This window comes from Neorhizobium sp. T6_25 (genome assembly GCF_002968555.1).
In the GTDB taxonomy this organism is placed as follows: Bacteria; Pseudomonadota; Alphaproteobacteria; order Rhizobiales; family Rhizobiaceae; genus Neorhizobium.
This window is the reverse complement of the sequence record NZ_PVBL01000018.1, coordinates 78093-102110: the sequence shown is the minus strand read 5'-3', so window position 1 is coordinate 102110 and position 24018 is coordinate 78093. Positions and strand designations below refer to the sequence as shown.

The window sequence follows — 24018 nt, the reverse complement described above, 5'->3', positions numbered from 1 at the left end:
CGAACCTGAAACAGATGGAACCGGAGAAAGCATTTGAAGACCATCGGCATACTTGGCGGAATGTCCGCCGCCTCGACGCAGATTTACTATCGTGAACTCTGCCGGCTCACCCGCGAGACCCTGGGAGGACTTCATTCTCCTGAGCTTCTCATACGATCCGTCGACTTTGATGAAATCGAAAGGTTGCAGGTGTCTTCCAATTGGGAAGCGGCGGCAGATATCCTGAATGAGAAAGCCATTGCTTTGGAGCGTGGTGGCGCCGAGCTCCTCATCCTGGCGACGAACACCATGCACAAGGTGGCGGACAGGATCCTGGCCGGGGTGTCGATCCCGTTCGTACACATCGCGGACGCCACGGCGACGGCGATCCTCGACGGCGGCTTTCGCAAGCCGGGCCTGATGGCGACCGCCTTCACGATGGAGCATAACTTCTATACCGACCGCCTGGCTGCCCGGGGACTGTTGCCGACAATTCCTGAAGCCGGAGATCGAGCGGAGACTCATCGCATCATCTACGACGAGCTGTGTTGCGATGTCGTAACCAATGCAAGCCGTTCGACGTACGAATTGATTGCGCAGCGACTGATCGATCGAGGCTGCGACTGTCTTATCCTTGGTTGCACGGAGGTGGGCATGCTGTTGGACCAGGATAATGTCGCCGTCCCTGTCTTCGATACGACCCTCATTCACTGTGAAGCGGCTCTTAGGGCGGCACTGGATTGATGTGCTGCCGGTTGTGGCTCGGCGGATATCTCGTACGAGGCGCTCTGGGTTCAGGTCTTGGCGAATGGGGTTAAACCTGTTCTCCAAGGTGCTGTTGGACCCATTTCACCTCTTCCGATGCCGTACGCCCGAAATGCCGTCTGAAATCGCGGCTGAATTGAGCGGGACTGACATAACCGACCGATGCAGCCACGGCAGCAATGGTCCCGCTCTGGCGCGCAATCATGAGTCTCGCCTCGTGGAGTCGCATCGCCTTTACGTATTGCATCGGACTTGAGCCGGTCAGGTTTTTGAAATGAACGTGGTACGAAGGGACGCTCATGCCCACGCTTTTGGCAAGATCCGCGACAGTGATGTCAGAACCATAGTTCTCGCGCAGCCACGCTACGCTTTCGACCAGTTTTCCAGACGTCCCCTTTCGCTGAAGGGCCGCGATCATCGCGCCGCCTTGCGGGCCGACCATGACGCGGTAGTGCAATTCGCGCAGGATGGAGCTTCCGATCACAGCGACCTCGGCCGGGCTTTGGAGCGCCTTGACCAGGCGTAGCAGCACGTCCTGGATGCTGCGGTCCATCCTGCTGGAGAATAGCCCTTTCGGCGTGGCGCTCGGAGAACCTGCATGTTGTTCGACCTGCATGGCGATTTCTGCCGCCACCTGCATGTCGAACTCGAGATAGATCGCCAGCAACGGCCTCTGCTGACTGGCTCTGGAAGTCATCCTGAAGGGAACGGGTACCGAAACGGCAAGATAGTGATCCTCATCGTAAAGGTAGGCTTCCCCATCCAAGATGCCGTACTTGCTTCCCTGTAATACGAAGACTGCCCCCGGCTTATAGAGAACCGGCACGTCGTTGAGGACTGCTTCAGTGCGCAGGATACGGACACAACCGATTGCCGTCTGATTGTAGCCGAGACGAGGAGCAAGTTGCCCCGCCAGGGCGACAAGCCGGTCATGGCCAACGGACGGTTCTTCATAAATCATAGGATTTGGCAAAATATCGAGAGGATTCGCAATCGAGCTAAGAGAGCCATCAGATTATCTGTCAACATGTATAAATCAAGGAGTTTCGAAAATGTCGAGCAAAACGTTTTTCATAACGGGTGTAAGTTCGGGTTTCGGGTTGGCGATCGCCACTGCCGCTATTGACGCCGGTCACAAGGTTATCGGCACCATCCGCTCTGAGGCCTCGCGCAAAGCCTTGGCGGACACTCTTCCGACGCTACACCCGGTTCTTTGCGACGTCACCGAATTCGACCGCATCCCGGACGTCGTCCGACAAGTCCAGGACGAACACGGGCCGGTCGATGTGCTGATCAACAATGCCGGGTACGGTCATGAGGGCGTTCTTGAGGAATCGCCAATCGAAGAGATGCGCCGTCAGTTCGACGTGAACGTGTTCGGCGCCGTCGCCGTGGCTAAGGCGTTTCTTCCGAGGTTCCGCGAGCGCCGCCGTGGCTTTGTCGTCAATGTCACGTCGATGGGCGGGATGATCACCATGCCCGGCATCGCTTATTACTGCGGCAGCAAGTTTGCTCTTCAAGGCATTTCCGAGGTCATGCGCTCGGAAATGGCGCCGTTCGGAGTTCACGTGACAACGCTTTGCCCCGGCTCATTTCGCACGGACTGGGCGGGACGTTCCATGATCCGGACGGAGAGGTCAATCGCGGATTACGATAGCCTCTTCGATCCGATTCGCGAGGCGCGCCAGGCCGCGAGCGGCAAGCAGCTCGGTGACCCCCAAAAGCTGGCCGCAGCGGTGCTTACTCTCATCGGATCGGACAATCCCCCGCCGCAGCTCCTCCTCGGCAGCGATGCCCTCAGGCATGTGACAGCGCGGATCGAGCGTTTGCAACAAGAACTCGACGCTTGGAAAGCTCTCACAATTTCGACGGACGGCTAAACAAAAAGATGGATTGCTCTTGACGTCCTGCCTACTAGAAGGTAGAAGGCTCACATGAGCAATCTTTCGACCACTTCCGACGACATCCTGGCCTCCGCGCGCAGTCTTTTGATGAGCGGGGGCTACAATAGCTTCAGCTATGCAGATATCTCCGAAATGGTCGGGATTCGCAAAGCCAGTATCCACCATCATTTCCCGAGTAAGGCCGATCTGGTGCGTGAACTGGTCAAGCGTTACCGGGAAGATGGCGAGGCGAGCATCGTTACGCTTGAGCAGAACGTGCCGGACGCACTAGACACGCTCAAGGTTTATGCAAACCATTGGTCGAAATGCATTGAAGATGCGAGCAGGCCATATTGCATATGCGCTTTGCTGGCCAGTGAATTGCCATCTCTTCCGCCGGAAGTTGCAACCGAGGTGACGAAGTTCTTTCGCTTTATTTCATCATGGCTGACGAAGGTGATGGAGCGTGGAAGCAAAAGTGGAGCGCTCAATCTCACAAGCGAACCGCACGTTGAAGCCGAAGCATTTCTAGCAACGGTGTATGGCGCGATGCTCTCGGCGAGAGCCTACGGGAAACCGGAGGTGTTTTCGACGATACTTGCACCAGCTCTCGCCCGTCTTACCCCTACCGTCCCTCACTAACCCTAGGGTGCCAAGACCCCAGGTAAATTACATCCCTCGAAACTACCAACTAGTAGGAAGATAAAAATGAAAAATGCTTTCCCCGCTTTGGCCCTCGGGCTGGCCAGCGTCTTTTCTGTAACCGTCTTTTCAACACCCGCATCTGCTGAAGATAAGAAAGCCGCGCCGATCCATGTGCGCGGCAGCATCGTCGACTACCAGGGTTCAGAGCTCAAAGTGAAGACGCGCGAAGGCGAGACAATCGATGTGGCGCTTGCCGACGACTGGAAGGTGGCAGGCGTCGCGGATGCCAATGTAACCGACATCAAGCCGGGCGATTTTGTGGGTATCGCATCCTTGCCAAAAGCCGATGGTGGCGATGGCGCGCTTGAGGTCCTCATTTTCCCGCCGGCAATGAAAGGCCTTGGCGAAGGCAGCTACGGCTGGGATCTGAAGCCCGACAGCAGCATGACCAATGCGACTGTCGCAGATGCCGTCAGAGGGGTCGATGGCCGGACGGTCACCGTTACCTATCATGGCAAGGAAAAGAAGATCGCCATTCCGGATGGAACGCCTGTCGTGACCATTGCCGCCGCCACCAAGGATGATCTCATTCCCGGCGCCGTTGTCTTTATCACCGCCGAAAAGGCTGCAACAGGCCCGATCGCCCACCAGGTGGTCGTCGGCAAGAATGGCGTGGTTCCCCCCATGTGAAGACCACGCCGTCACTGGCCGGAGCAGCCGCCTTACTGCTTCGGCCAGCGACTACAGATCGACGCTGCTTGGTCTGCAGCCGTTAAATGCACAGATGAAAGACGCTGAGATGAGCGCAGACGCTTCCAATGACAATGTTCAATATCCTCGGACGATCTTTATCCGCCGCCACTCCGTCGTGACCCGGCTCACGCATTGGCTAAACGTGCTCTGCCTGAGCTTTCTTCTGTTGAGCGGTCTGCAGATCTTCAACGCCCATCCCGAGCTCTACTGGGGCCATTATGGCGCCGACGGTGATCCTGCTGTCTTGACGATCGGTGCCGATGATGCGGCCGGGCCAAGCGGTTTCGTGCGTGTTGTGGGGGTACAGATACCGACGACCGGTATGCTTGGTGTTTCCGAGGTTGATGGGGAGCCGACTGCACGCGCTTTCCCGTCCTGGGCGACGATCCCGTCGTTTCAGGATCTTGCGGCCGGTCGTCGCTGGCACTTCTTTTTCGCCTGGCTGTTTGTGATCAATGGCATCGTCTATTTCGGCTTCAGCTTGCTGAGCGGCCATTTCAGGCGCGACCTCGCCCCAACGGCGCATGAGCTCTCACCGAGCCACCTCGGCCGTGAAGTCCTCGACCATGCTCGGCTGCGCTTTCCGAAAGGGGAGGAGGCCAAGCGCTACAATGCCCTTCAGAAGCTGGCCTACCTTGCAGTGGTTGTCATTCTGCTGCCTCTGATGGTGCTGACCGGGCTCACGATGTCACCCGGAATCGACGCCGCTCTCCCCGCCCTGGTCGATATCTTCGGCGGACGCCAGTCCGCGCGTACCATCCACTTCATCACAGCGTCGGCGCTCGTCATCTTCGTCATCGTGCATGTGGCGATGGTCGTGTTGTCGGGGACCTGGAACAACATCCGCTCGATGGTCACCGGACGTTACGCTATCCACGAGGAAGGACCGAACGCATGAGCACGTTTCTCACTCGCCGCAGATTCCTGATTGGCAGCAGCCTGGGCGCCAGTGCTCTGACTCTTTCCGGATGTGATCTGCTGGACCAAAACGCAGACGTCGCCAATATCCTTCGTTCGGCCGAGCAATTGACCATGAAGGCCCAAAGACTGCTTCAGGGGCGCGATGCTCTGGCGCGCGAGTTCGATGAGAAGGACATTTCTCCATCGTTTCGCGTCAATGGAACGAGTGTTCCCGATAGCGAGGAATATGCGGAACTGCTGGAAGGCAAGTTTGCAAACTGGCGGCTGAAGATCGACGGTCTTGTTGATCAACCTCGAGAATTTTCGCTTGCCGATCTGAGGGTGCTTCCGTCCCGGACGCAGATCACGCGCCATGACTGTGTCGAAGGCTGGAGTGCGATCGGCAAATGGACAGGAGTTCCGCTCGGCAGCCTGCTGCATCTGACCGGACTCAAGCCCACGGCGCGCTATGTCGTGCTGCATTGTGCAGACGAGCTCGAAAAGACGCTCGATGGAAGCGGCCGCTACTATGAGAGCATTGATCTCATCGACGCGGTTCATCCGCAAACCATCCTTGCCTACCAGATGAACGGCCAGGATCTCAGCGTTGGCCATGGCGCCCCCTTGCGTCTGAGGGTCGAGCGGCAGCTCGGTTACAAACAGGCGAAGTACATCATGCGCATTGAGCTGGTCGACAGCTTCGCCGGCCTGTGGGGCGGCAACGGCGGCTATTGGGAAGATCGCGGGTACGAATGGTACGCCGGCATCTAAGGCGTTCGCCCGGTAAATCAAAGGATCATAGTTCATGACTAGACGCAGAATTCAGGAAGTGATGCCGATTCCCGCGGTCGCGTCGTCACGGCAGGTCGAGATCAACCAGACTAGTTCGATCTTAACCGATCCTGACGGCAGATGGGTCGCAAAGCGGCAAGGGGCGATCAACGAGGCGTTCGAGAAGCGCATGCGCTTGGAGAGCGAGAAGTCCGGCGAGGCAAAGGCTCATTCCCAAGACGAACCGCGGGACTTTGGTATTTCCGAAGTCGGGAAACTTTCCGGCGAAAGCGAGCGGATCGGACGTACTGAATGGGACGAGAACACGCCGTTCGGCAAGCATGTCGGCTTCGTCTGACGACGCTTGCGCAAACCATCCATAAACCAATTCAGGAAGTGGAAGAAAATAATGTCGAACAATCGGACCTCCCGCGCCACACGCGACAACGACCAGTGGCTCAAGCAGTATTATTTTATCCGGGCGGCCTTCTCGGTGCTGTGGGTCGCGGCTGCGTTGACTCTCGGACAGCATTCCTTCGCACTTGCTGCCGTACTGCTGATTATCTACCCGGCTTGGGATGCTGCCGCTAACGTCGTTGATGCCGCCAGGAGCGGTGGCTTTGCCGTCAACCGGAGCCAGATGATCAACGTCACAGCAAGTTCTATCATGACGATTGCCGTGATCTTGGCGCTGACAATGAGCATGAACTGGGTTCTCGGCGCCTTCGGCCTATGGGCCATCTTTTCCGGGCTGCTGCAGCTTGGGACTGCCGTCCGACGTTGGAAAACAAGTGGCGGCCAGTGGGCGATGATTTTGAGCGGTGGCCAATCCGCATTAGCGGGCGGTCTCTTTATCTTTCAAGCACAAATGCCCCAGGAGCCTTCAATTTCCACAGTCGCCGGATATGCGGGGGTCGGGGCGTTTTATTTCCTGGTGTCGGCAATATGGCTGAGCATAGCCCTTTCGCGTCGCGGTATGCATCCTGTCTCGTAAGCTTTGCGGCCCCCAATGAAACCGCTTGGAAACACTCAAATGACACATGATACGGCAGAGCAACTTGCGTCCTACCGGAGAACCATCGACAATCTGGATTCAGCCCTTCTCTATATTCTGGCCGAACGCTTTCGCTGTACCGAGCTAGTCGGCCACTTGAAAGCCGAGCAGGCGTTGCCGGCGATCGATAATGAGCGAGAGCGACGTCAATTGGATCGACTGATGAGCATCGCCAATGATGTTGGCCTCAGTCGGCACTTTGTCGAAGGGCTGATGACAATGATCGTGGGCGCTGTAGTGGAGCGGCATGAGGAGATTGCGGCCAAGAAGTAAGTTGTCTGTCGCGGCTGTCCAAGCGCAGCCGTGGATCGGCGGGGAAAATCGATCTTTTTCGGGCGGCTTACCACGCAGGGGCATTTGTGAGGTGGTCCGAGACGGTCGAGATAAATGCTCGAAGACGCTGAAGACGTCGCAGGTCCCGGTGATATCCCATCCAGATGTCTCGCGCCGGCGGGGGCTTGGGTAGTTCAAGTCTGCGGATACCCGGGATTTGATTGCCCACTGCGCGGGGCAGGACGGCGATCCCAACACCCTGCCTGCACATTCGCCCCTGGACGTTTCGGTTGTTTGATCGCAGCACGGGTCTCGCGTTCGGAAAACTCTCGGCAAGCCAGGCTATGTCGGGGAACTGCCCGGTCGAAGTGTCGTGGGTGATCAGACGGAAACCAGTCCCGTCGCCATATTTGGGGTCAGGCGACTCCTCGGCGATGTAGACGCCGTATTCGAGCCTGAAGAGCCGCCGTTGAATGACATCGGCAGTGTCGAACGGAACGATGCGAAAGGCAACGTCGGCCTCCCTTTGGGCGAGGTTGAACAGGCGAGTACCGGTCAGGATCTCGACGTCTACATTGGGGTAGGCTTTCGAGAAATCTGCCACGATGGGAGGTAGGACATAGGCCCCGAACCAGTCTGCTGACGAGATGCGCAGATTACCTTTGAGGTTTTGCTCCTGCCCGGCGAGCCGGCGCTCCATGGCCAGCGCGCCTTCTTCCATCTGCTCTGCCAGAGTGATGATCCCATGGCCTTCCTCGGTCAGCACTAGACCGTCCGCGGTCCGCTGGAAGAGCGTGTGGCCGATCGCCTCCTCAAGGGCACGCAGCCGTCTGCCGACAGTCGGATGGCTAGTATGAAGAGCACGCGCAGCGCCGCCGAGCGTGCCGGATCGCGCAATCGCAAGGAAGATTTTTACGTCACTCCATTCCACGGCAGACCCTTACAAAAATGAACGCTGAAAATACAAAACTGTCACTTCAAGTACAGATCTAAACATCTAGATTCAAGTCATGTTCGAAAACACGCGGAGAAAACGTCATGAAAACATGGTTCATCACAGGCTGCTCGAGCGGCTTCGGACAACGGCTGGCGATCGCTGCGGCACAGCGGGGCGATCAGGTTGTCGCTACTGCCCGCAACGTCAACTCGATCGAAGAAATGGCTGAGCCTTTCGGCGACCGCATGATCACTTTGCCGCTCGACGTGACGGATGTGGCGGCAGCCAAAGCCGCAGTCGCAAAGGCGGTCGAGACATTCGGCGGCTTTGACGTGCTTGTGAACAATGCCGGCTACGGATTGTTTGGGGCGCTTGAGGAAGGCAAACCCGAAGAATATCGACCGATGTTCGAGGTGAACGTTTTCGGTCTCATCGAAACCACCAGAGCAGCGCTGCCGACCTTGCGACGTTCGGGCGGAATGATCGTCAATATGTCGTCCGGCGCAGGGATCGCGGGCAGCGGCGGCGCAGCATACTACAATGCCGCCAAGTTTGCGGTTGAAGGGGTTTCCGAGGCGCTCGCCGGTGAGCTGAAGCCGTTCGGCATCCGTGTGCTGATCGTCGAGCCTGGCCCGTTTCGCACCGATTTCCTCGGCCGTTCGATCACGATAGCGGTCAACGAGATGCCGGAATACGCCGCGAGTTCGCGCAGGCACTATCGGGAAACCAACAACGGCAATCAAGCAGGGGATCCCGACAAGGCGGTTGCAGTGATCCTGCAGGCGGTCGACGCCGATAATGCCCCGCTTCATCTGCCGCTTGGGCCCGTCGCGCATTCAATCGCTGAGCGAAAGCTGGCTTCGTTTCGCCGCGATATCGACACCTGGCGCGACATCTCGATTGCCACCGATTTCGATCAGCCCTGATCTGATCGCTAGCTCTGCTTGAACGTCACATCGATTGGAAAGTCATCATGATCCCAACATTGAAAGGGTTTACCCAGCAATTGGTGCCGGTGAACGGCATCAAGATCAATGCCGTCACGGGCGGCTCCGGCCCCCCGATCCTTCTGCTTCACGGTTGGCCGGAAACATGGTGGGAATGGCACCATGTGATGCCGCTGCTGGCGGAGCAGTTCAGCGTGGTGGCGATTGATCTACGCGGCGCAGGCTTTTCCGAATGCCCGCTTGACGGCTACGATAAGGCGACGATGGCGCGCGACGCGCACGAGGTCATGATTGCCCTTGGGCATCAACGCTATGCCGTATGCGGCCATGACATCGGCGGAATGGTGGCGCTTCCGCAGGCCGCTATCTATCGAGATGCGGTTACTCACCTTGCCGTCCTCGATGTTCCGCTTCCTGGCTGGAGCCAGTGGGAGGCGACGACGGCAAAGATCTGGCACTTCGCGTTCCATGCTAATCGGGATCTGCCGGAACGCCTGATTTATGGCCGCGAACATGACTATGTTTCGGCCTTCATGGCGGAGCGGTTTTACGATCACAGCACCTTTAATCCTGAAGATATCGACATCTATGCGAAAGCAATGGCACTTCCTGGTCGCACGCGCGGTGGCATGGAATGGTACCGCACACTGACCGGCGACCATGCGGCCGCGCTTGAATACAAAAAGCAACCGCTCCGGATTCCGGTTTTAGGTCTCGGCGGCGAGCAGCGTTTCGGTGCTCATATGGTCGCGATGCTCAAGGAGTTCGCCACAGATGTAACTGGCGGCTCGATTGCCCGCTGCAGTCACTATGTGGCGGACGAGCGCCCGGATGAAGTGGCCGCTGCTCTCATCGATTTCCTCAAGGCCAAGTGAACTCTGCGAACCGGGCAAATTGAGCTCGATCGCGTTCATCGATTTAACAAGAAAGGAAAATTGTCATGACCGCACCTGTCATTCGCGGCGTCAATCACATCGGCATCACGGTGCCTGACATCGAAGCGGCAAAATCGTTCCTGGTGGAAGCCTTTGGCGGCCAGGTGATCTACCAATCGTTCGGGCCGCAGGATCCGGCCAGGCAGGGACCCGAGTTCGAGCGGGCCACTGGTGCTTACCCGGGAACGGTTGTGCGTGCGCAGGCGATGGTCAAGATCGGAACCGGGCCTGACATCGAGCTCTTTGAAATGCACGGCCCCAAACAAGCGCAACCGGTTACACCGAGCGACTTCGGCATCACGCATTTTGGTGTCTATACCGACGACATCGACGCATCGGTAGAGCGCTTTGAGAAGGCTGGCGGAACAGCCCTTACGGCACCACGAGCTATTCCCTACGCAACCGAAAAAGGTCCTGCAAACAAGGTCTGCTATTGCCGAGCGCCGTGGGGCACGATGATTGAGTTTATCACCACGCCTGATCGCATGGCCTATCATGACCAGACGGATCTGCGCAGATGGCAGGACGAGGAATGAGCGTGAGCTTTGATACCTCGTTATCCCGCCGCAGCCTCCTGTCGCTTTCGGTGATGGCTGCGGTCTCGGCCCTGGCAGGGTGCGTCTCCACCGCCGGCAAGAGCCGGATGGTGGGGCGACAGTCGACGCCTCTCCAGGATCCGATCGGCCCTGTCCACATCGCTCCTGCGCCGACAGATGCCGAACTGGCTGTCATGTACGGTCCTACCGAGGATGGCGGCTTTCTGATCCCGGCGGTTCCCTACAAGCAGATCGATCCGCGCTACTATCGCCAGCAGGTCCTCGACCCGACTGGCGAGGCGCCCGGCACGATCGTCGTCGACACCCCCTCCCGCTTCCTCTATCTCGTCCAGCCGGGCGGGACCGCGATGCGCTATGGTGTCGGGATCGGGCGCGATGGCTTTGCCTGGCAGGGTAACGGCATCATTCAGTGGCGTCAGAAATGGCCGCGTTGGAAGCCGCCGAACGAGATGGTCGCCCGCCAGCCGGAATTGGCCAAATATTCGATCGAGAATGGCGGCATGGAGCCGGGCCTGAAAAACCCGCTGGGGGCGCGTGCGCTCTACATCTACTCCGGCGGCCAAGATACACTCTATCGTTTGCACGGCAATCCGGAATGGCGCTCGATTGGCAAGGCCGTTTCGTCCGGCTGTGTGCGCCTGCTCAACCAGGACATTATCGACCTCTATGAACGCGTGCCGATCAAGGCGCCAATTGTAGTCAAGCAGTAAGCGCAAGCGATCATGTCCATCGCTCCCTGGACCAGGAGAGACATGTCGTTCAGCGCTTTCAAAGCCTCCGCAATTCCACGCACAAAACTCAAGGAACTACCGACCATGTCCAACTTCAGTAAAGCGGCCGTTGGCCTCATTGCCGCGCTTTTGTCTTCTGCTGTCCTAACAGCCCCAGCCTTAGCGGAGGCGCGCAACATCGTGCTTGTCCATGGCGCGCTCGTAGATGGTTCGGGCTGGCGCGGCGTTTATGACATCCTGACCCGCGACGGCTATCATGTCAGCATCGTCCAGCAGCCACTGACAAGCCTGGATCAGGACGTTGCAGCCACGAAGAGCGTGCTTGATCAACAGGACGGGGACGTCGTTCTCGTCGGCCACAGCTATGGGGGCACGATCATCACGGCAGCAGGTAATGATCCCAAGGTCAAGGCACTTGTCTATGTTGCGGCACTGCAGCCCGAAAAGGGCGAAAGCACCGCACAACTGCTCCAATCGATGCCGTCACCCACCAATGATATCAAGCCGACAAAGGATGGCTTCCTGCTTATCGACCCGGCAAAGTTCGCAGCTGATTTCGGGGCGGATCTACCCAAAGAGCAGGGCGAGTTTATGGCCCGGTCTCAGATGCCTGTCGCCGTCGCGGCCACCAGTGCGCCGGTGTCTATTGCCGCTTGGCACGACAAACCTAGCTACGGGATTGTTGCGAAGGACGACATGACGATCAATCCGGACCTTGAGCGCTGGATGTACAAGCGCGCCGGTTCAACTGTGACGGAGATCGATGGTAGTCACGCTATTTATATCTCGCAGGCGGCTGCAGTTGCGAAGGTGATCGAGGAGGCCGCGGAAGCTGTCGACTGACAGAAAAGGACCGCGGTAACTCTGCAAATTCACTAGCTGCAGCGTTTTGCGAGTTTGGACTCGTGCCTTGCTAGTGATGTGATCGCTGCACCAAGGATAAACGTTGTCATCAGAGAGTCCCCGCGATCCAACATCGCGCTTTGAAGCCTGATGTCGTCGCGGGCCTTCAATGTAGAGCGCCATGGAAGGTACAGCAGGAGCGCGCTCCGATGCGCGGAACGTCTCAAATTTTCAGTCCCGTTGAAACGCAGCTCTGCATATCTGTTGCCCGGGAGCACTGTTCCCGGTAACTTCGTCTCGACTCGAACTCCTTCGTATGATGCAGGCCGAAGAACGGCCGAATGCAGTACCCCCTAATCGTGCCTAAACCGCAAGGTCGTTGCCATGTCCATCCCTCTGCATCAATACTTCATATTTATCTCTATCGTTACCATGATCGTGGTGACACCAGGACCTAACCTTGCTCTGCTCCTAGCCAATGCGCCGAGCAACGCGAAGCTAACCGGCTTCGGGATGGTATTAGGGTTCGCCGCAGCCATCGTTTCGCATGCCGCGTTGGCACTTGTTGGAGTGGGGGCGGTGATCGCAGCGTCGGCAATCTTGTTCACAGTCATGAAATTGTTGGGCGCAGCCTATCTCATCTGGCTGGGGATTAAATCTCTCTTGTCGCTGCGAAGTCTGACGGCACCTGTCCGGAATCCAAGCCGGGCGCCAGTGATCCTGACAGCTCCGAGAGCCTTCGTTCGCGGATATCTCAGCAACTTCCTCAATCCCAAACCGGCGATCTTTTACGTTGCCGTCTTCCCCCAATTCTTGGAGGGCCACCAACAGGATGTGCTTGCAAATGGCGCCGCGCTTGCTCTGACACATGCTCTGATCGCTTTAGGCTTTTACGGCGCAATTGTCCTCCTTGTCGGCAGCGTAACTGGTTTTCTCAATCGCCCGCACATCGCCAGAAGGATCAAAACGATCTCCGGGGCGGCTTTGATTTTGCTGGGCGGTCGCTTGTTATTGGCAAAGAGCCCTGCCTGATCGTCTCAACCTAATCCGGGCGAAGGCGGCTTCAACACAACGACCTCATCGCATCAGTGCATTCACTTAGCTAATTTGGTTTAGCCGATGCGGACGAAGAAAGGATCATTAGTGAAACGCGAAATTATCGTGCCGCTGGCAATGAAGCCCATTGTTGAGCGGGCAGGCTATGCCCCTGCAGTACGCTTCGAAAACCTGGTTTTCTGCGCGGGGCAGGTTGGACGTGATGCCAACATGAATGTCATCAACGACCCAGAGAAGCAATTCGAGGCGTGTTGGGACAACTTAGCTACCGTTTTGTCAGCGGCAGGTTGCAGCTTCGAAGATGTTGTCGAAATGACTACGTACCATGTCGGATTGCAGCAGCACATGCATACCTTTCGCAAGGTAAAGGACCGAATTTTCCCCCGCGGAACATGCGCGTGGACTTGCATTGGCGTCTCTGAACTTGCCCATCCCGGTCTTCTTGTGGAAATCAAAGTTGTGGCAGCTATACCTTCGCACCCGTTGGAATAGAGCGGTAGTTGATGCCCGCCGAAGTCCTAGAGTGCACAAATTGGACTGGACAGCTGGTGTAGAAGACATAACAAAACGACGCAGCTGGTGGACGACCAGCCGCGGTTTGTATCGCTAATAGCGCGGCTGCGACAGGTGTGTATGCTCACCATAATGTTCCTTGGTCGGCTGGAATTAGCGGTTCCATAATTAACGGTCACGCTCCAGCCTACGCTCCGCTTGCATGAAGCCATTGAACTTTCAATCGCTTGACGAACCAACGCGTGGGCAGATGGTTCGATTCCGCTCAAGGCGAGTATCCCCTGACCGCGCACCGTTCCGTTGGTACCCAGCTTTTTACAGTGACATAAACCGTCGTTTGATCTCTTCACTACTGTCACCTTGGGCAAGACACAGAGCCAACAGTATTCGGGCTTTGACGGGGCCGATGTCGCTGCCAGCAATGATGCCGGATCTTTTGTTCTTGTTGCTATCAACGACTAATCCTGAATTCGTTCTAGAGGACTGCACAACGATCACGCCCTGGGCAACCGCATCAACAATTGCCGAGAACTCCGCAGGCGTGGTCATCCCCGGTCCGAACCCCGCCGAGACGATTCCACGCGCGCCAGCAGCTATGTAGGCCTGGATGCCAACTCCATCCGCGCCGATGTGACTGTGAGCGATGTCGACGCGCGGTAGCTTGCGAAGTAGATCCGGTGAAAAGATCGGATGTTTCCTTTCGTCGTACCGCGGTAGCCGAACGTGTGGCCCATCAACGTAACCGATAGGACCGACCCATGGCGACTGAAATGCTCCGAGCCTCAGCGTGTGGGTCTTGATTACGGTTCTGGGCGAGTGAATCTCGTCATTAATAACGACAAACACTCCGGCAAGGCCAGGAGTGGACGCGACCCGGACGGCGGCCGCAAGGTTAGCATGTGCATCTGTCGATATGCCGGTAAGAGGTCGCATCGAACCGGTCAGCACGACCGGCTTCTTCACGTCCAGGACCAGTGAAAGTGCCCATGCCGTCTCCTCAAGACTTGCTGTGCCATGTCCGATGACGATCCCCGCAACATCTGGTTCCGTTGCTAGTTCCGAGCATGCTTGCGCAAGTTCAGACCAGTCCTGACTGCTGACAGCCGTGCTATCGATCTGACGGAAGTTGATCGGCATGATGTCTGCGACCACTCCCTGTATACCACCGCTCTCGATCAACGTCGCAGCATCGACCCACTTCTCGCTCGCACTGTAATCCAACAAATCAAATGAATTCGTGCCAATCGACGCGATTGTTCCGCCGGTTCCGATGAAGGCAATTTTGGGGAGCATCTCGATTTTGATCCGGGCGGGAAAGCCGTCTCCGGTTCGTGAACCCTGACGACATTCTGAGGTTGCTGGGGAAGAAGCATGCGACGTGGCTTGCTGCATAGACTGTCTTCTGGTCCCGCGGCAAGAGGTTATGTGAGGCGTGAGGGACGTAGTTCGTTTGCTCGAGCCAACGCAATGCGTCACGGAAAACGATAACCTACAGGAATTGAGTGCCCCAATCTTATTATTGGACGGACTTGCAGCAAGACCCCATAGTGCTCGCGACGAAGAGGATGCGGTCCTCCCAACCCGCGTCCGACCCGTCGCAAACATAACAAGATGGGGAACATCAAATGTTCAATTCGGCATTTCGCATTCCGCTGTTTGCGGTCATTGCAGTCAGTGCAGCCACGCCTGCTTCCGCGCAGAGTTTCGATACGTCCAAAATCAAGGTGGAAGAGGCTCTCGCGTCTCGTCTGCCCGCCAAAATCAAGACATCGGGCGTGATAACGATTGGCTCCGACACGGCATATGCGCCATGGGAATTCCTGAGTGAAAAGGATGGACAGACTCCAGAGGGCATCGATGTCGATATTGCAAAAGCCATCGGCAAGAAACTTGGCGTGAAGATCGATTTCCAGACCTCGGCTTTCGAAGCCATCCTTCCGGCTCTTGGCACAAAATTCGATCTCGGTGTCTCGGCGTTTTCTGTCACGACGGAGCGCATGAAGGCGGTCAATTTTGTCAGCTATGCCGATACCGGCAGCTTGTGGGCCGTGAAGGCTGGAAATCCAGGCAAGTTCGATCCGGCTGATCCCTGCGGTCGCAAGGTCGCGATCCAGTCCGGCAGCTATCATGAGCGCGCCATCAATCAGGAAAACGAACGCTGCAAGACCGAAGGTAAGGCTGCCATCGAAATATTGCCGTTCTCCAAACAGCCTGAAGCGCTCACTCGCGTGGCAGCCGGCGGCGCTGATGCCACCGTATCCGGAGAGGCAGGAATCGGGTATGCGGCAAAGCAATCGAAAGGCGCCTTCAACACCTTGAAGCCGACCACCGGTCCTTTGGCAAAGCACGGTCCGAATGGCATTGCCGTCGCCAAGTCGGACATGGAGCTCACTCAGCTCGTCGCCGACACGATCAACTCCCTGATCGCCGACGGCACCTACAAGGCATTGCTCGATAGCTGGGGCGTTGGCTCGGTGATTGTCGAGAAGGCCTTCGTCAACCCTGAAGTCAAGATCTGATCACATGACTTCCGATGTCGAAAACATTGGGACCGGCTTCGAGCCGGTCTCCAGTGACAGGCAGGAAATCACGCGTAATGTCGTGGTCCCCCGCCGTCATCCGGGACGATGGATCGCCGTTGCGGTTCTCGCGGTCCTTGCCTTCCAGATCGGTCAGGCCATATCGGTAAATCCCAATTTCCATTGGGATGTCTACCTTAGCTACCTGTTTGCGCCGCAGGTTGTCCGCGGGGTTGGCTGGACGCTTCTTCTCACCATCGTGGCGATGACAGTTGCTATCACCGTCGCCGGTTTGCTGGTCGCCATGCGAGACAGCGAAAATCCGATTTTTCGCAGCATCGCATATGGCTGGGTTTGGTTTTTCCGCGGAACGCCAATTTACACGCAGTTGCTGTTTTGGGGGCTGTTCGCGGTTCTGTTTCCCAGTCTCAGCTTGTCGATCCCTTTCGGCCCGGAGATTGTCAGTGTTGAAACGAAATACATCGTCACGCCTGCCATCGCTGCGATCCTCGGTCTCGGTTTCAACGAGTCGGCCTATTTGACGGAAATCTTTCGGGCAGGCTTCAACTCGATCGATCGGGGCCAAGCCGAGGCTGCCCAAGCGCTCGGGATGAAGCGGGCAAAGATCTGGATTCGCATCCTGATGCCACAGGCGATGCGCGTGATCATTCCGCCGACCGGAAACGAGACCATCGGCATGCTGAAAATGACGTCTCTGGTTCTTGCAATTCCATTCACACTGGACCTGACATTTGCGACCAACGCGATTTCCAACAGGCTCTACCTGCCGATCCCGCTGCTGCTGGTCGCCGGCACCTGGTATCTCGCCATAACCAGCCTGCTGATGGTTGGTCAGTATTTTCTCGAGCGTCACTTCGGCAAGGGCGTGTCCGTACATTCAACACGGGCGGAGTAGGTCATGAACGCCAATGTCTCCGAATTCTGCGTCGAAATGCAGAACATTCACAAATTCTACGGCCCGTTCCATGCCTTGAAAGGCGTGAGCTTGCGCGTGCGACGCGGTGAGGTGTGCGTGGCAATCGGTCCGTCCGGGTCGGGCAAGTCGACGCTGCTCCGCTGCATCAATCAGCTCGAAACGATCTCGGCAGGTCGCGTTCTCCTGAAAGGCGAACTGCAAGGTTTCGTTGAACGGGAAGGTCAATTCCATCCGCTGTCATCAGGGCAGATCGCGGCACAGCGACGGCTGACCGGTATGGTTTTCCAACGTTTCCATCTTTTCCCGCACATGACGGCGCTGGAAAACATCATGGAGGGGCCGGCGCATGTGAAGGGTTGGTCGAAGGATAAGGCGAAGGCAAAGGCCGAACAGCTTCTCGAGCGCGTGGGGTTACGTGGATTTGGCAACCGCTATCCGCAGCAACTTTCCGGTGGCCAGCAGCAGCGCGTCGCCATTGCCCGCGCGCTTGCAATGGAACCCGAGGTCATGCTGTTCGACGAGCCAACATCGGCACTTGATCCAGAGCTCGTCGGCGAAGTGCTGGATGTCATCAAGGATCTGGCGCGAAGCGGGATCACCATGGTCGTGGTCACCCATGAAATCGGCTTTGCGCGCGAAGTCGGCAATCACCTGGTGTTCATGGACCAGGGGCAAATTGTGGAAGAGGGGCATCCGCGCTCCATTTTTGCCGATCCACAGAACCCGCGCACGGCGGCGTTTCTCTCAAAGGTTCTGTGACCGCCATGGCCAGGATTGGAAACAGAAATTCAGATCGCTGCGCGCAGATCCCCGATAAATTCGTCCAGGTTTCGCGATGCAAGCCGATTGGGCGGCGTAATCAAGAGCGTACGAAAATGCAGGGAAGGTTCGAACGGTCGCAGAACCAGCCCGTGTTCGACATAGGGTTCGGCGGTCAACGGATTGACCAGACCGATACCGATGCCGGCTGCAACCATCGCACAGATCGTGGTCGAATAAGGAGTCTCCATCACAGGTCGAATGGTGACGCCGGCGCGCTCAAAAGCGTCTTCTGCTTCTCGACGGGTCGTGTCCTCCGGAGCGAGCGCAATAAAAGGGTGCCCAGCGAGGTCGGCCGGATGAACGACGTCGAGCGCTTCGAGCGGATGGCCTTTGGGCATGGCGACGGCGACCCGAAAGCGGGCGAATTCTTCGACCTCAACACCGGTGCTGTCGATCTCGTCTGCCACGACGCCGAGGTCGAACTGACCAGATGCCACCAGATCTCGGACATTGGACGACATCCTTGCCTGAAAGGTGATGGCGACGTTCGGGTTCCTCGCCATGAAGGCTTGCAAGGCGCGGGGCAAGACATTCGTCGACAGCGCGGAAAGGCACGCGATCCTGAGCTCACCCGAGCCATAATCGCGAATGCGAGCCGCGGCGCCGCGCAAGTGCGCCAATCCCAGAAAAGCCTGCTCGACCTCGCGAAAGAAGAGCTGGCCTTCCTGGGTCGGATGAAGTCGTCCCTTGATGCGCTGAAAGAGATCGAAGCCGAGGGAACGTTCGAGCTCCTGGATCATCTTGCTGACCGCAGGTTGGGAAACGTGCAGAATTTCCGCTGCGCGCGCCGTGGTGCCGCTCGTCATCACCACCCGAAAGATTTCGACCTGCCGAAGGTTCATCACCACTCTCAATCATCATCAATAACTCACGCAAATAGCAGTAGCGCAAAGATGTCGGTTTCGGAATTGCTATCGTCAGGACTTCTAAGCTGCTTCAGAAAGGCCCGGCCATGAACGATCTCACGCAATGCGTCCTCACGCCTGCAGTACCGGCCGCAGGTTTCGATCCGCTCGGGGTCGGTGTGCATCGAGCCTCGACGATCGTGTTCAAGGATGCGGCAACCTATGCTTCTCGGGGTGATCGTGGTCATGAAGGCTATTCATATGGTCTTTATGGGACACCCACCACGCGCACGCTTGAGGCAAAGCTGACGAGCCTCGAAGGCGGTGCCTGGAGTTTCCTGGCACCGTCCGGTCAAGCCGCGAACGCACTTGCCGTTCTGCCGTTTCTGGCAGCCGGCGATCATATCCTGATCGCCGATACCGCCTATCCGCCGATGCGCGATTTCGCTGAGACAGATCTGAAACGGTTAGGGGTGGAGGTCGAGTTTTTCGATCCGCGGTCGCCTGAAGACGTCGCCGCCAAGATCCGTTCAACCACGAAAATCGTCTGGTGCGAAAGCCCGGGCTCCACAACGATGGAGATCCAGGACCTGCCAAGGATCGCGGCGATTGCACATCAGCAGGGCGTGGTTGTGGGGGTCGATAACACCTGGGCAACCCCGCTCAACTTCAAGCCGCTCGAGCATGGTGCCGATATCGTCACCGAAGCGTTGACAAAATTCGTATCGGGCCACTCGGACGTGCTGATGGGGTCAATCACCATCAAGGACATGAGCCTCCTCAAGCCGATACGCTCGCTGATCGGCCGCATGGGCATCGGCGTGTCTCCGGACGATGCATCGCTCGTGCTGCGTGGCTTCGAGACCCTCGGCGTGCGGCTGCGTCACTCGGAGCGGGTTGCATTGAATTTCGCACACAGGATCGCGGGGCATTCAGTCGTTGATCAGGTGCTGCACCCGGCACTCGAAACCTTCCCGGGTCACGCGCTCTGGAAAAGGGACTTTCTCGGATCGAGCGGCGTGTTCAGCATTGTCTTCAAAAGGCATGCCTCAGCCCACGTTGCTGCAGCGCTCGACACGTTGAAGGTGTTCGCAATCGGCGCATCCTGGGGGGGCACGCGAAGCCTGGCTGCTCCGATGTCCATCGACGGCTTCCGCACAGCAACGTCTTGGGATGGCCCGGATGTCATCTTGCGCCTCAGCATCGGCCTCGAAGATGAGGCCGAACTGTGGGCCGACGTTGAACGGCTGCTTGAGACGCTGGAGGCGCACACAACAGCAGCTTCGGACGAAGGTCAGATGAAGGCCGCGAGTAACGGTTGATATGGGCCAAGCCTGTGCTTCGTAGACAGATTGAGGAATGAGCCGTGTCGGATAGAGAAGACGTGCTGCGCGAGATCGATCGGAATTTTGATGTCGCGGTCAATAAGCTGCTCGAGCTGATTGCCATACCGTCAATCTCCAGTGAGCCTTCCGGCGAAGCGGATATCGCCAGGGCGGCCGAATGGCTTAAGGCGGAGCTAGATGCCATCGGGCTTCCAGCGAAAGTCGTTCCAACAAAGGGACATCCTGTCGTCCTGGCGCACTCTGCCGCCCAGTTGGGCCTGAGGCGTCCCTGCCTGCTTTTCTACGGCCATTACGACGTCCAGCCCGTTGGAGATCCGGCGGAATGGAAACATGAACCGTTCGAGCCGCGCATCGTCGAGGAGGATGGTGTCCACCGCTTCTATGGCCGGGGTGCGTCCGACAGCAAGAGCCAGCTCTGGACCTTCGTTGAGGCGCTGCGTGCATGGAAAAGCGTCCATGATGATTTTCCGGCCGACATCACCGTGCTGTTGGAAGGAGAGGAGGAGTGCGGCTCACCGAGCCTGCCGGAGTTCATAGAGGCGTATCGAGAAGAACTGGAATGCGATGTCGCCTTCATCTGCGACGCTGAGATGTGGTCGCCAACCCAGCCAGCCATCACCACGCAGCTCAAGGGGCTTGTTCATGAGAAGGTCACCATCTCCGCTCCCAATCCAGACCTCCATTCGGGTCACTACGGTGCGGTCGCCGCAAACCCCATCCGCATCCTCAGCTCGATCCTCGCCGGCCTGCACGACGAGAAAGGAAAGGTGACGATCGACGGCTTTTATGACGGTGTTAGTGATATTCCGGAAAACGTTCGGGCGCAGTGGGCCGAGCTAGCGAAAGAGCCCACCCTCATCGGTGACGTCGATCTTACGGGTGGCGTGACGGAGGAGGGGTATTCTTCACTGGAGGCGATGTGGGGACGGCCGACCGTCGACATCAACGGTATCACCAGCGGCAATCAGGGACCCGGCGAACGATCGGTGCTTCCCGGATCAGCAACTTCGCGCCTGTCGTTCAGGCTCGTGCCGGGTCAGGAACCCGAAACAATCAGGAGTCGCTTCCGCAGTCATGTCGAGGCGAGTCTGCCCGAAGGCTGCAGAGTCGAGTTCGAGGGTGCCGGTGGCAGTTCCGCTGTCATGTTGTCTCAGGACAGCCGATTCCTCAAGGCGTCGTCTCGTGGCTTGGAAGAGGAATGGGGCATGCCCCCCGTGCTTCGCGGAACAGGCGGCGCCATTCCACTTGTGGAACAAGTCAACCGCCGTCTCGGCGCTGAATGCGTCGTCATTGGGTTCATCCTGCCGAGCGACGCCATCCACGCGCCGGATGAGCGTTACGATACGGAACGGCTCCGAAAAGGTGTGCGAAGTTGGGTGAGGATTTTTGAAGAGATCCAATCCCACGCGGAGGTATGATCTTGGAGAATAAACTCACGGCCCCCACCCGCCGCGAAGAAGATGCACTCGGTTTCCGGTTCATCCCTAACGATATCGCCTATGGTATTCAAACTGTCCGGGCGGTCGAGAACTTCTCGATCTCCGGCAGGACCATCGCTGACATCGAAGGCTTTGTGCCAGCAATCATTACGATCAAGCATGCTGCCGCGAAAGCCAACAGCCGCGCCGGTGAACTTGATGCCCGTAGTGCACAAGCGATCGTAGCGGCCGCCTCAGAACAACTATTCGATGTTACCGCCAGAAATTACCCCGTCGACATCTATCATGGCGGTGGCGGCACCGCCGCCAACATGAATGTCAACGAGGTCTTGGCGAACCGCGCCAGCGAAATATTGACCGGCCGGAAAGGACCAGATCCCGTTCATCCCAACACCCACGTGAACATGTCGCAGTCCACTAATGACGTTATTCCGGCGGCAATGAAGATGGCGATTGGCGCTGAACTCGGTTCGCTTCGAGACGTCTTGGACCTCCTCATTCATGCGTTGAGAGAAAAGGAAGCCGCCTTCGCGAACACCGTGAAGCTGGCACGCACCTGCCTGCAGGACGCACTTCCGATCACCTTCGGTCAGCAGTTTTCGGGTTACCGCTCAGCGTTTGAGCGACAGTCACGTGATCTGGAAGTGCTTGCGGATACCTGCCTCGCTTTGCCGCTCGGCGCCACAGCTGTTGGTACCGGTCTTGGCGCCTCGGCTAACTACTGTCACTTCGTCTTCGAGGAACTTTGCGCACTTACGGGAAAGAAATTTCATGCCGAGGAAAACCTGTTTGATGCATTGCAGAATGCGGATCACTGGATTCGTGTATCGGGCAGTCTAAAGGCGCTCGCGGTCACGCTCTCGAAGCTGTCGGCTGATCTGCGGCTTATGTCTTCAGGCCCGCGTGCCGGCCTTGGCGAAATTAGGCTTCCGGCGGTGCAGCCCGGCTCATCAATCATGCCGGGCAAGGTCAATCCCGTGATGCCGGAAATGATGATGCAGGTGGCCTTCCGAGTGAGTGGGAACGATGCGACGGTGACCCGTGCTGCCGAAGGAGAACTCGATCTCAATGTATGGGAATCGGTTATCCTCGAGGCGATAAGCGAGTCCATACGTCTCATGCGACGCGCTATCCCCCTCTTTGTCGCCGGCTGTGTTGCCGGCATCGAGGTGAACGCGGAGCGCGGGCACGCAGGCGCTACGGGCTCCATTGCCTTGTCGACAGCGTTGGCTGCCGTTTATGGATATCCGGCTGCTTCCGCGATCGCCAAGCATGCTCAGGCGCAAGGTGTTTCTATCTCGACGGCCGCTGTCGAATGCCGACTGATGAGCGAAGCAGAAGCCGACACCCTTTTTGCCGATGTCTCGGTATTTGCCGATGCTGAGCGATCAGAGCGGCACATTTCGTTGTTCAGAAAGTCAGTATCCCTTCCAGCGGTGTCGCGGGGATGAGAGCGCTGGTCTCCACCGCTTTTGTACGCCTGTGGATCGGCAACACGGCGTCTGGCCTTGCGACCTGGGCCTTGCCCTTCGTTTTCGGCTTCGCTTTGATCGATGGCCAACTTACGCGACAGAACTTGGTATTGCTCTTGCCGCTCGCACGACCGGTTTTCTGTTGGCTGTACCCATCGCAGGTGTGTTGGCCGATCGTTCGGGCCCGAGACCCGTCATTCTTACGTCGGGCCTTGTCGCCGCCGCTGCCATGCTGGTCATCCTTGCAGCGTTCGCTGGACCCGAGGCTTTGTCATCATGGCTCTTACTGACAGGTGCTTTCGCGGTAGGAATAGGACAGGGTGCTTTCAGGCCTGCCTATCGGGCAATCATCCCTAAACTTGCCAGCGATGAGCTTCTACAGCCCGCCAATGCTGCGATGAGCATTTCCGTTCGCGTGACGAGTATTGTTGGTCCGGCCATCTTCAGCCTCGTGGCGCAGAGCGCGGGGACGATGGCAGCACTTGCCGCAATTGCCCTTCTCTGGCTCACCAGCGCGCTTGTCCCGCCAAGAATTGCGATAGCGGACAACAAAGAACGGCATCAACGCCGCCTGGCACTAACCGCGATCGTCTTTGAGTTTGCCGATGGGGCGAGAGAAGCTCGTCGTCATCCGCGGTTTGTAGCAGGGCTTTCTGCCCTGACAGTCACCATCGCGACCGGCTATTCCGTCACGTCTGTTTTGCTGCCCGGAATAAGTCAGGAGGTCTATCGTGGGGCAGTGCCGATGACGGCGACGGCAACGGCCTACATGGCCGGTGCACTTGTTGGTGCATTGCTTCTCACGCGCTGGCACCCAGTCGAAAGAGGCTGGATGGCGTTTGCGGGTCTCTCGATTTATGGGCTTGCCCCGATCAGCCTGCTCTTCCCGCAAGATGTAATCGTACCGATCGCTGCTTATTTCGTCGCCGGGATCGGGATTTTCGAGTCTGGACCACATCAGCGCTACGGCGAGGCCCAACGGAGAGTCTATAGGAGCAATCCTCAGAGCGTCCTTAGAGGACTCTCGGATGATACGCGGCAACACGCGCATCAGCGGCCAGACGGTCGAGCAGTGTGAACAGGTCACTGATCGGAG

27 protein-coding genes are annotated in these 24018 nt (G+C 57.7%); 23 read left to right on the top strand and 4 right to left on the bottom strand.

The features are described from left to right. The first annotated feature begins 33 nt into the window (after positions 1-33). Complete coding sequence (locus C5L10_RS22185; protein WP_105431420.1) at positions 34-723, top strand: aspartate/glutamate racemase family protein; 690 nt, start codon at positions 34-36, stop codon at positions 721-723. Positions 724-793: 70 nt separating this feature from the next. On the opposite strand, the gene C5L10_RS22180 is transcribed toward C5L10_RS22185, so the two are convergent. Then, entirely contained in the window at positions 794-1720 is a 927-nt protein-coding gene (locus tag C5L10_RS22180) for an AraC family transcriptional regulator N-terminal domain-containing protein (RefSeq protein WP_371411970.1), read from the bottom strand. Positions 1721-1796: 76 nt separating this feature from the next. Between C5L10_RS22180 and C5L10_RS22175 the strand changes: the two genes are divergently transcribed. The 8 genes from C5L10_RS22175 to C5L10_RS22140 all read left to right on the top strand — a co-directional run bounded on the left by C5L10_RS22175 (position 1797) and on the right by C5L10_RS22140 (position 7023). Then, positions 1797-2624, top strand: coding sequence for an oxidoreductase (locus C5L10_RS22175; protein WP_035201380.1), 828 nt, complete (start codon positions 1797-1799; stop codon positions 2622-2624). Between the two features lie 54 nt (positions 2625-2678). Next, positions 2679-3269, top strand: a complete 591-nt coding sequence (locus C5L10_RS22170) for a TetR/AcrR family transcriptional regulator (protein WP_105431419.1) — start codon at positions 2679-2681, stop codon at positions 3267-3269. 66 nt (positions 3270-3335) lie between these two features. Then, positions 3336-3962: a hypothetical protein gene (locus C5L10_RS22165; RefSeq protein ID WP_105431418.1), complete on the top strand. Its 627-nt coding sequence runs from the start codon at positions 3336-3338 to the stop codon at positions 3960-3962. Between the two features lie 109 nt (positions 3963-4071). Next, positions 4072-4923, top strand: a complete 852-nt coding sequence (locus tag C5L10_RS22160) for a cytochrome b/b6 domain-containing protein (RefSeq protein ID WP_092990738.1) — start codon at positions 4072-4074, stop codon at positions 4921-4923. Beyond that, positions 4920-5696, top strand: a complete 777-nt coding sequence (locus C5L10_RS22155) for a molybdopterin-binding protein (protein WP_092990739.1) — start codon at positions 4920-4922, stop codon at positions 5694-5696. Before C5L10_RS22160 ends, C5L10_RS22155 begins: the two co-directional genes overlap by 4 nt. Before the next feature lie 34 nt (positions 5697-5730). Continuing rightward, positions 5731-6054: a hypothetical protein gene (locus tag C5L10_RS22150; RefSeq protein WP_092990740.1), complete on the top strand. Its 324-nt coding sequence runs from the start codon at positions 5731-5733 to the stop codon at positions 6052-6054. 51 nt (positions 6055-6105) lie between these two features. Next, entirely contained in the window at positions 6106-6690 is a 585-nt protein-coding gene (locus tag C5L10_RS22145) for a hypothetical protein (RefSeq protein ID WP_092990741.1), read from the top strand. 39 nt (positions 6691-6729) lie between these two features. Then, entirely contained in the window at positions 6730-7023 is a 294-nt protein-coding gene (locus tag C5L10_RS22140; protein WP_092990742.1) for a chorismate mutase, read from the top strand. Between the two features lie 67 nt (positions 7024-7090). Here the strand turns inward: C5L10_RS22140 and C5L10_RS22135 are convergent, their stop codons facing one another. Then, positions 7091-7954, bottom strand: coding sequence for a LysR family transcriptional regulator (locus tag C5L10_RS22135; RefSeq protein ID WP_105431417.1), 864 nt, complete (start codon positions 7952-7954; stop codon positions 7091-7093). Between the two features lie 107 nt (positions 7955-8061). Here C5L10_RS22135 and C5L10_RS22130 point away from each other — a divergent pair, with 107 nt between their 5' ends. The 7 genes from C5L10_RS22130 to C5L10_RS22100 all read left to right on the top strand — a co-directional run bounded on the left by C5L10_RS22130 (position 8062) and on the right by C5L10_RS22100 (position 13521). Continuing rightward, the gene (locus tag C5L10_RS22130; protein WP_092990744.1) at positions 8062-8886 is read left to right on the top strand and encodes an oxidoreductase; all 825 of its coding nucleotides are present in this window, start codon (positions 8062-8064) and stop codon (positions 8884-8886) included. 47 nt (positions 8887-8933) lie between these two features. Further along, positions 8934-9782 carry an alpha/beta fold hydrolase gene (locus C5L10_RS22125; protein WP_092990745.1) on the top strand — a complete coding sequence of 283 codons (849 nt, stop codon included), beginning with the start codon at positions 8934-8936 and terminating at the stop codon, positions 9780-9782. A gap of 65 nt (positions 9783-9847) precedes the next feature. Beyond that, positions 9848-10378, top strand: coding sequence for a VOC family protein (locus C5L10_RS22120; RefSeq protein WP_035201356.1), 531 nt, complete (start codon positions 9848-9850; stop codon positions 10376-10378). Continuing rightward, positions 10375-11109: a L,D-transpeptidase gene (locus tag C5L10_RS22115; protein ID WP_035201355.1), complete on the top strand. Its 735-nt coding sequence runs from the start codon at positions 10375-10377 to the stop codon at positions 11107-11109. The genes C5L10_RS22120 and C5L10_RS22115 overlap by 4 nt, the downstream gene beginning before the upstream one ends. 105 nt (positions 11110-11214) lie before the next feature. Then, positions 11215-11973 (top strand): alpha/beta fold hydrolase, encoded by a 759-nt coding sequence (locus C5L10_RS22110; protein WP_035201636.1) that lies wholly within the window; start codon positions 11215-11217, stop codon positions 11971-11973. A gap of 384 nt (positions 11974-12357) precedes the next feature. Continuing rightward, positions 12358-13005 (top strand): LysE family translocator, encoded by a 648-nt coding sequence (locus C5L10_RS22105; RefSeq protein WP_035201353.1) that lies wholly within the window; start codon positions 12358-12360, stop codon positions 13003-13005. A 111-nt stretch (positions 13006-13116) separates the two neighbouring features. Beyond that, entirely contained in the window at positions 13117-13521 is a 405-nt protein-coding gene (locus C5L10_RS22100; protein WP_205837081.1) for a RidA family protein, read from the top strand. A 336-nt stretch (positions 13522-13857) separates the two neighbouring features. Here C5L10_RS22100 and C5L10_RS22095 read toward each other — a convergent pair whose 3' ends face one another. Then, positions 13858-14934 (bottom strand): asparaginase, encoded by a 1077-nt coding sequence (locus C5L10_RS22095; RefSeq protein WP_245448104.1) that lies wholly within the window; start codon positions 14932-14934, stop codon positions 13858-13860. Between the two features lie 233 nt (positions 14935-15167). Here C5L10_RS22095 and C5L10_RS22090 point away from each other — a divergent pair, with 233 nt between their 5' ends. Genes C5L10_RS22090 through C5L10_RS22080 form a run of 3 tightly spaced genes read left to right on the top strand, consistent with a single transcriptional unit; the run spans position 15168 to position 17757 of the window. Beyond that, a complete protein-coding gene (locus C5L10_RS22090; RefSeq protein WP_105431415.1) occupies positions 15168-16061 on the top strand; it encodes an ABC transporter substrate-binding protein in 894 nt (297 codons plus the stop codon). Positions 16062-16065: 4 nt separating this feature from the next. Continuing rightward, positions 16066-16977, top strand: coding sequence for an amino acid ABC transporter permease (locus C5L10_RS22085; RefSeq protein ID WP_105431414.1), 912 nt, complete (start codon positions 16066-16068; stop codon positions 16975-16977). 3 nt (positions 16978-16980) lie between these two features. Then, on the top strand, positions 16981-17757 hold the full coding sequence (locus C5L10_RS22080; protein ID WP_105431413.1) for an amino acid ABC transporter ATP-binding protein: 777 nt from the start codon (positions 16981-16983) through the stop codon (positions 17755-17757). A 29-nt stretch (positions 17758-17786) separates the two neighbouring features. On the opposite strand, the gene C5L10_RS22075 is transcribed toward C5L10_RS22080, so the two are convergent. Beyond that, entirely contained in the window at positions 17787-18662 is an 876-nt protein-coding gene (locus C5L10_RS22075; protein WP_105431412.1) for a LysR substrate-binding domain-containing protein, read from the bottom strand. A gap of 110 nt (positions 18663-18772) precedes the next feature. Between C5L10_RS22075 and metC the strand changes: the two genes are divergently transcribed. From metC to C5L10_RS22055, 4 genes are read left to right on the top strand one after another with little or no spacing between them, the layout of a single operon-like run. After that, the gene (metC, locus tag C5L10_RS22070) at positions 18773-19987 is read left to right on the top strand and encodes a cystathionine beta-lyase (RefSeq protein ID WP_105431411.1); all 1215 of its coding nucleotides are present in this window, start codon (positions 18773-18775) and stop codon (positions 19985-19987) included. A 44-nt stretch (positions 19988-20031) separates the two neighbouring features. Then, positions 20032-21429, top strand: coding sequence for a M20/M25/M40 family metallo-hydrolase (locus tag C5L10_RS22065; RefSeq protein WP_105431410.1), 1398 nt, complete (start codon positions 20032-20034; stop codon positions 21427-21429). A gap of 2 nt (positions 21430-21431) precedes the next feature. Continuing rightward, entirely contained in the window at positions 21432-22901 is a 1470-nt protein-coding gene (locus C5L10_RS22060) for an aspartate ammonia-lyase (RefSeq protein ID WP_245448102.1), read from the top strand. Continuing rightward, a complete protein-coding gene (locus C5L10_RS22055) occupies positions 22810-24000 on the top strand; it encodes an MFS transporter (RefSeq protein WP_105431408.1) in 1191 nt (396 codons plus the stop codon). Before C5L10_RS22060 ends, C5L10_RS22055 begins: the two co-directional genes overlap by 92 nt. The last annotated feature ends 18 nt before the right edge of the window (positions 24001-24018 follow it).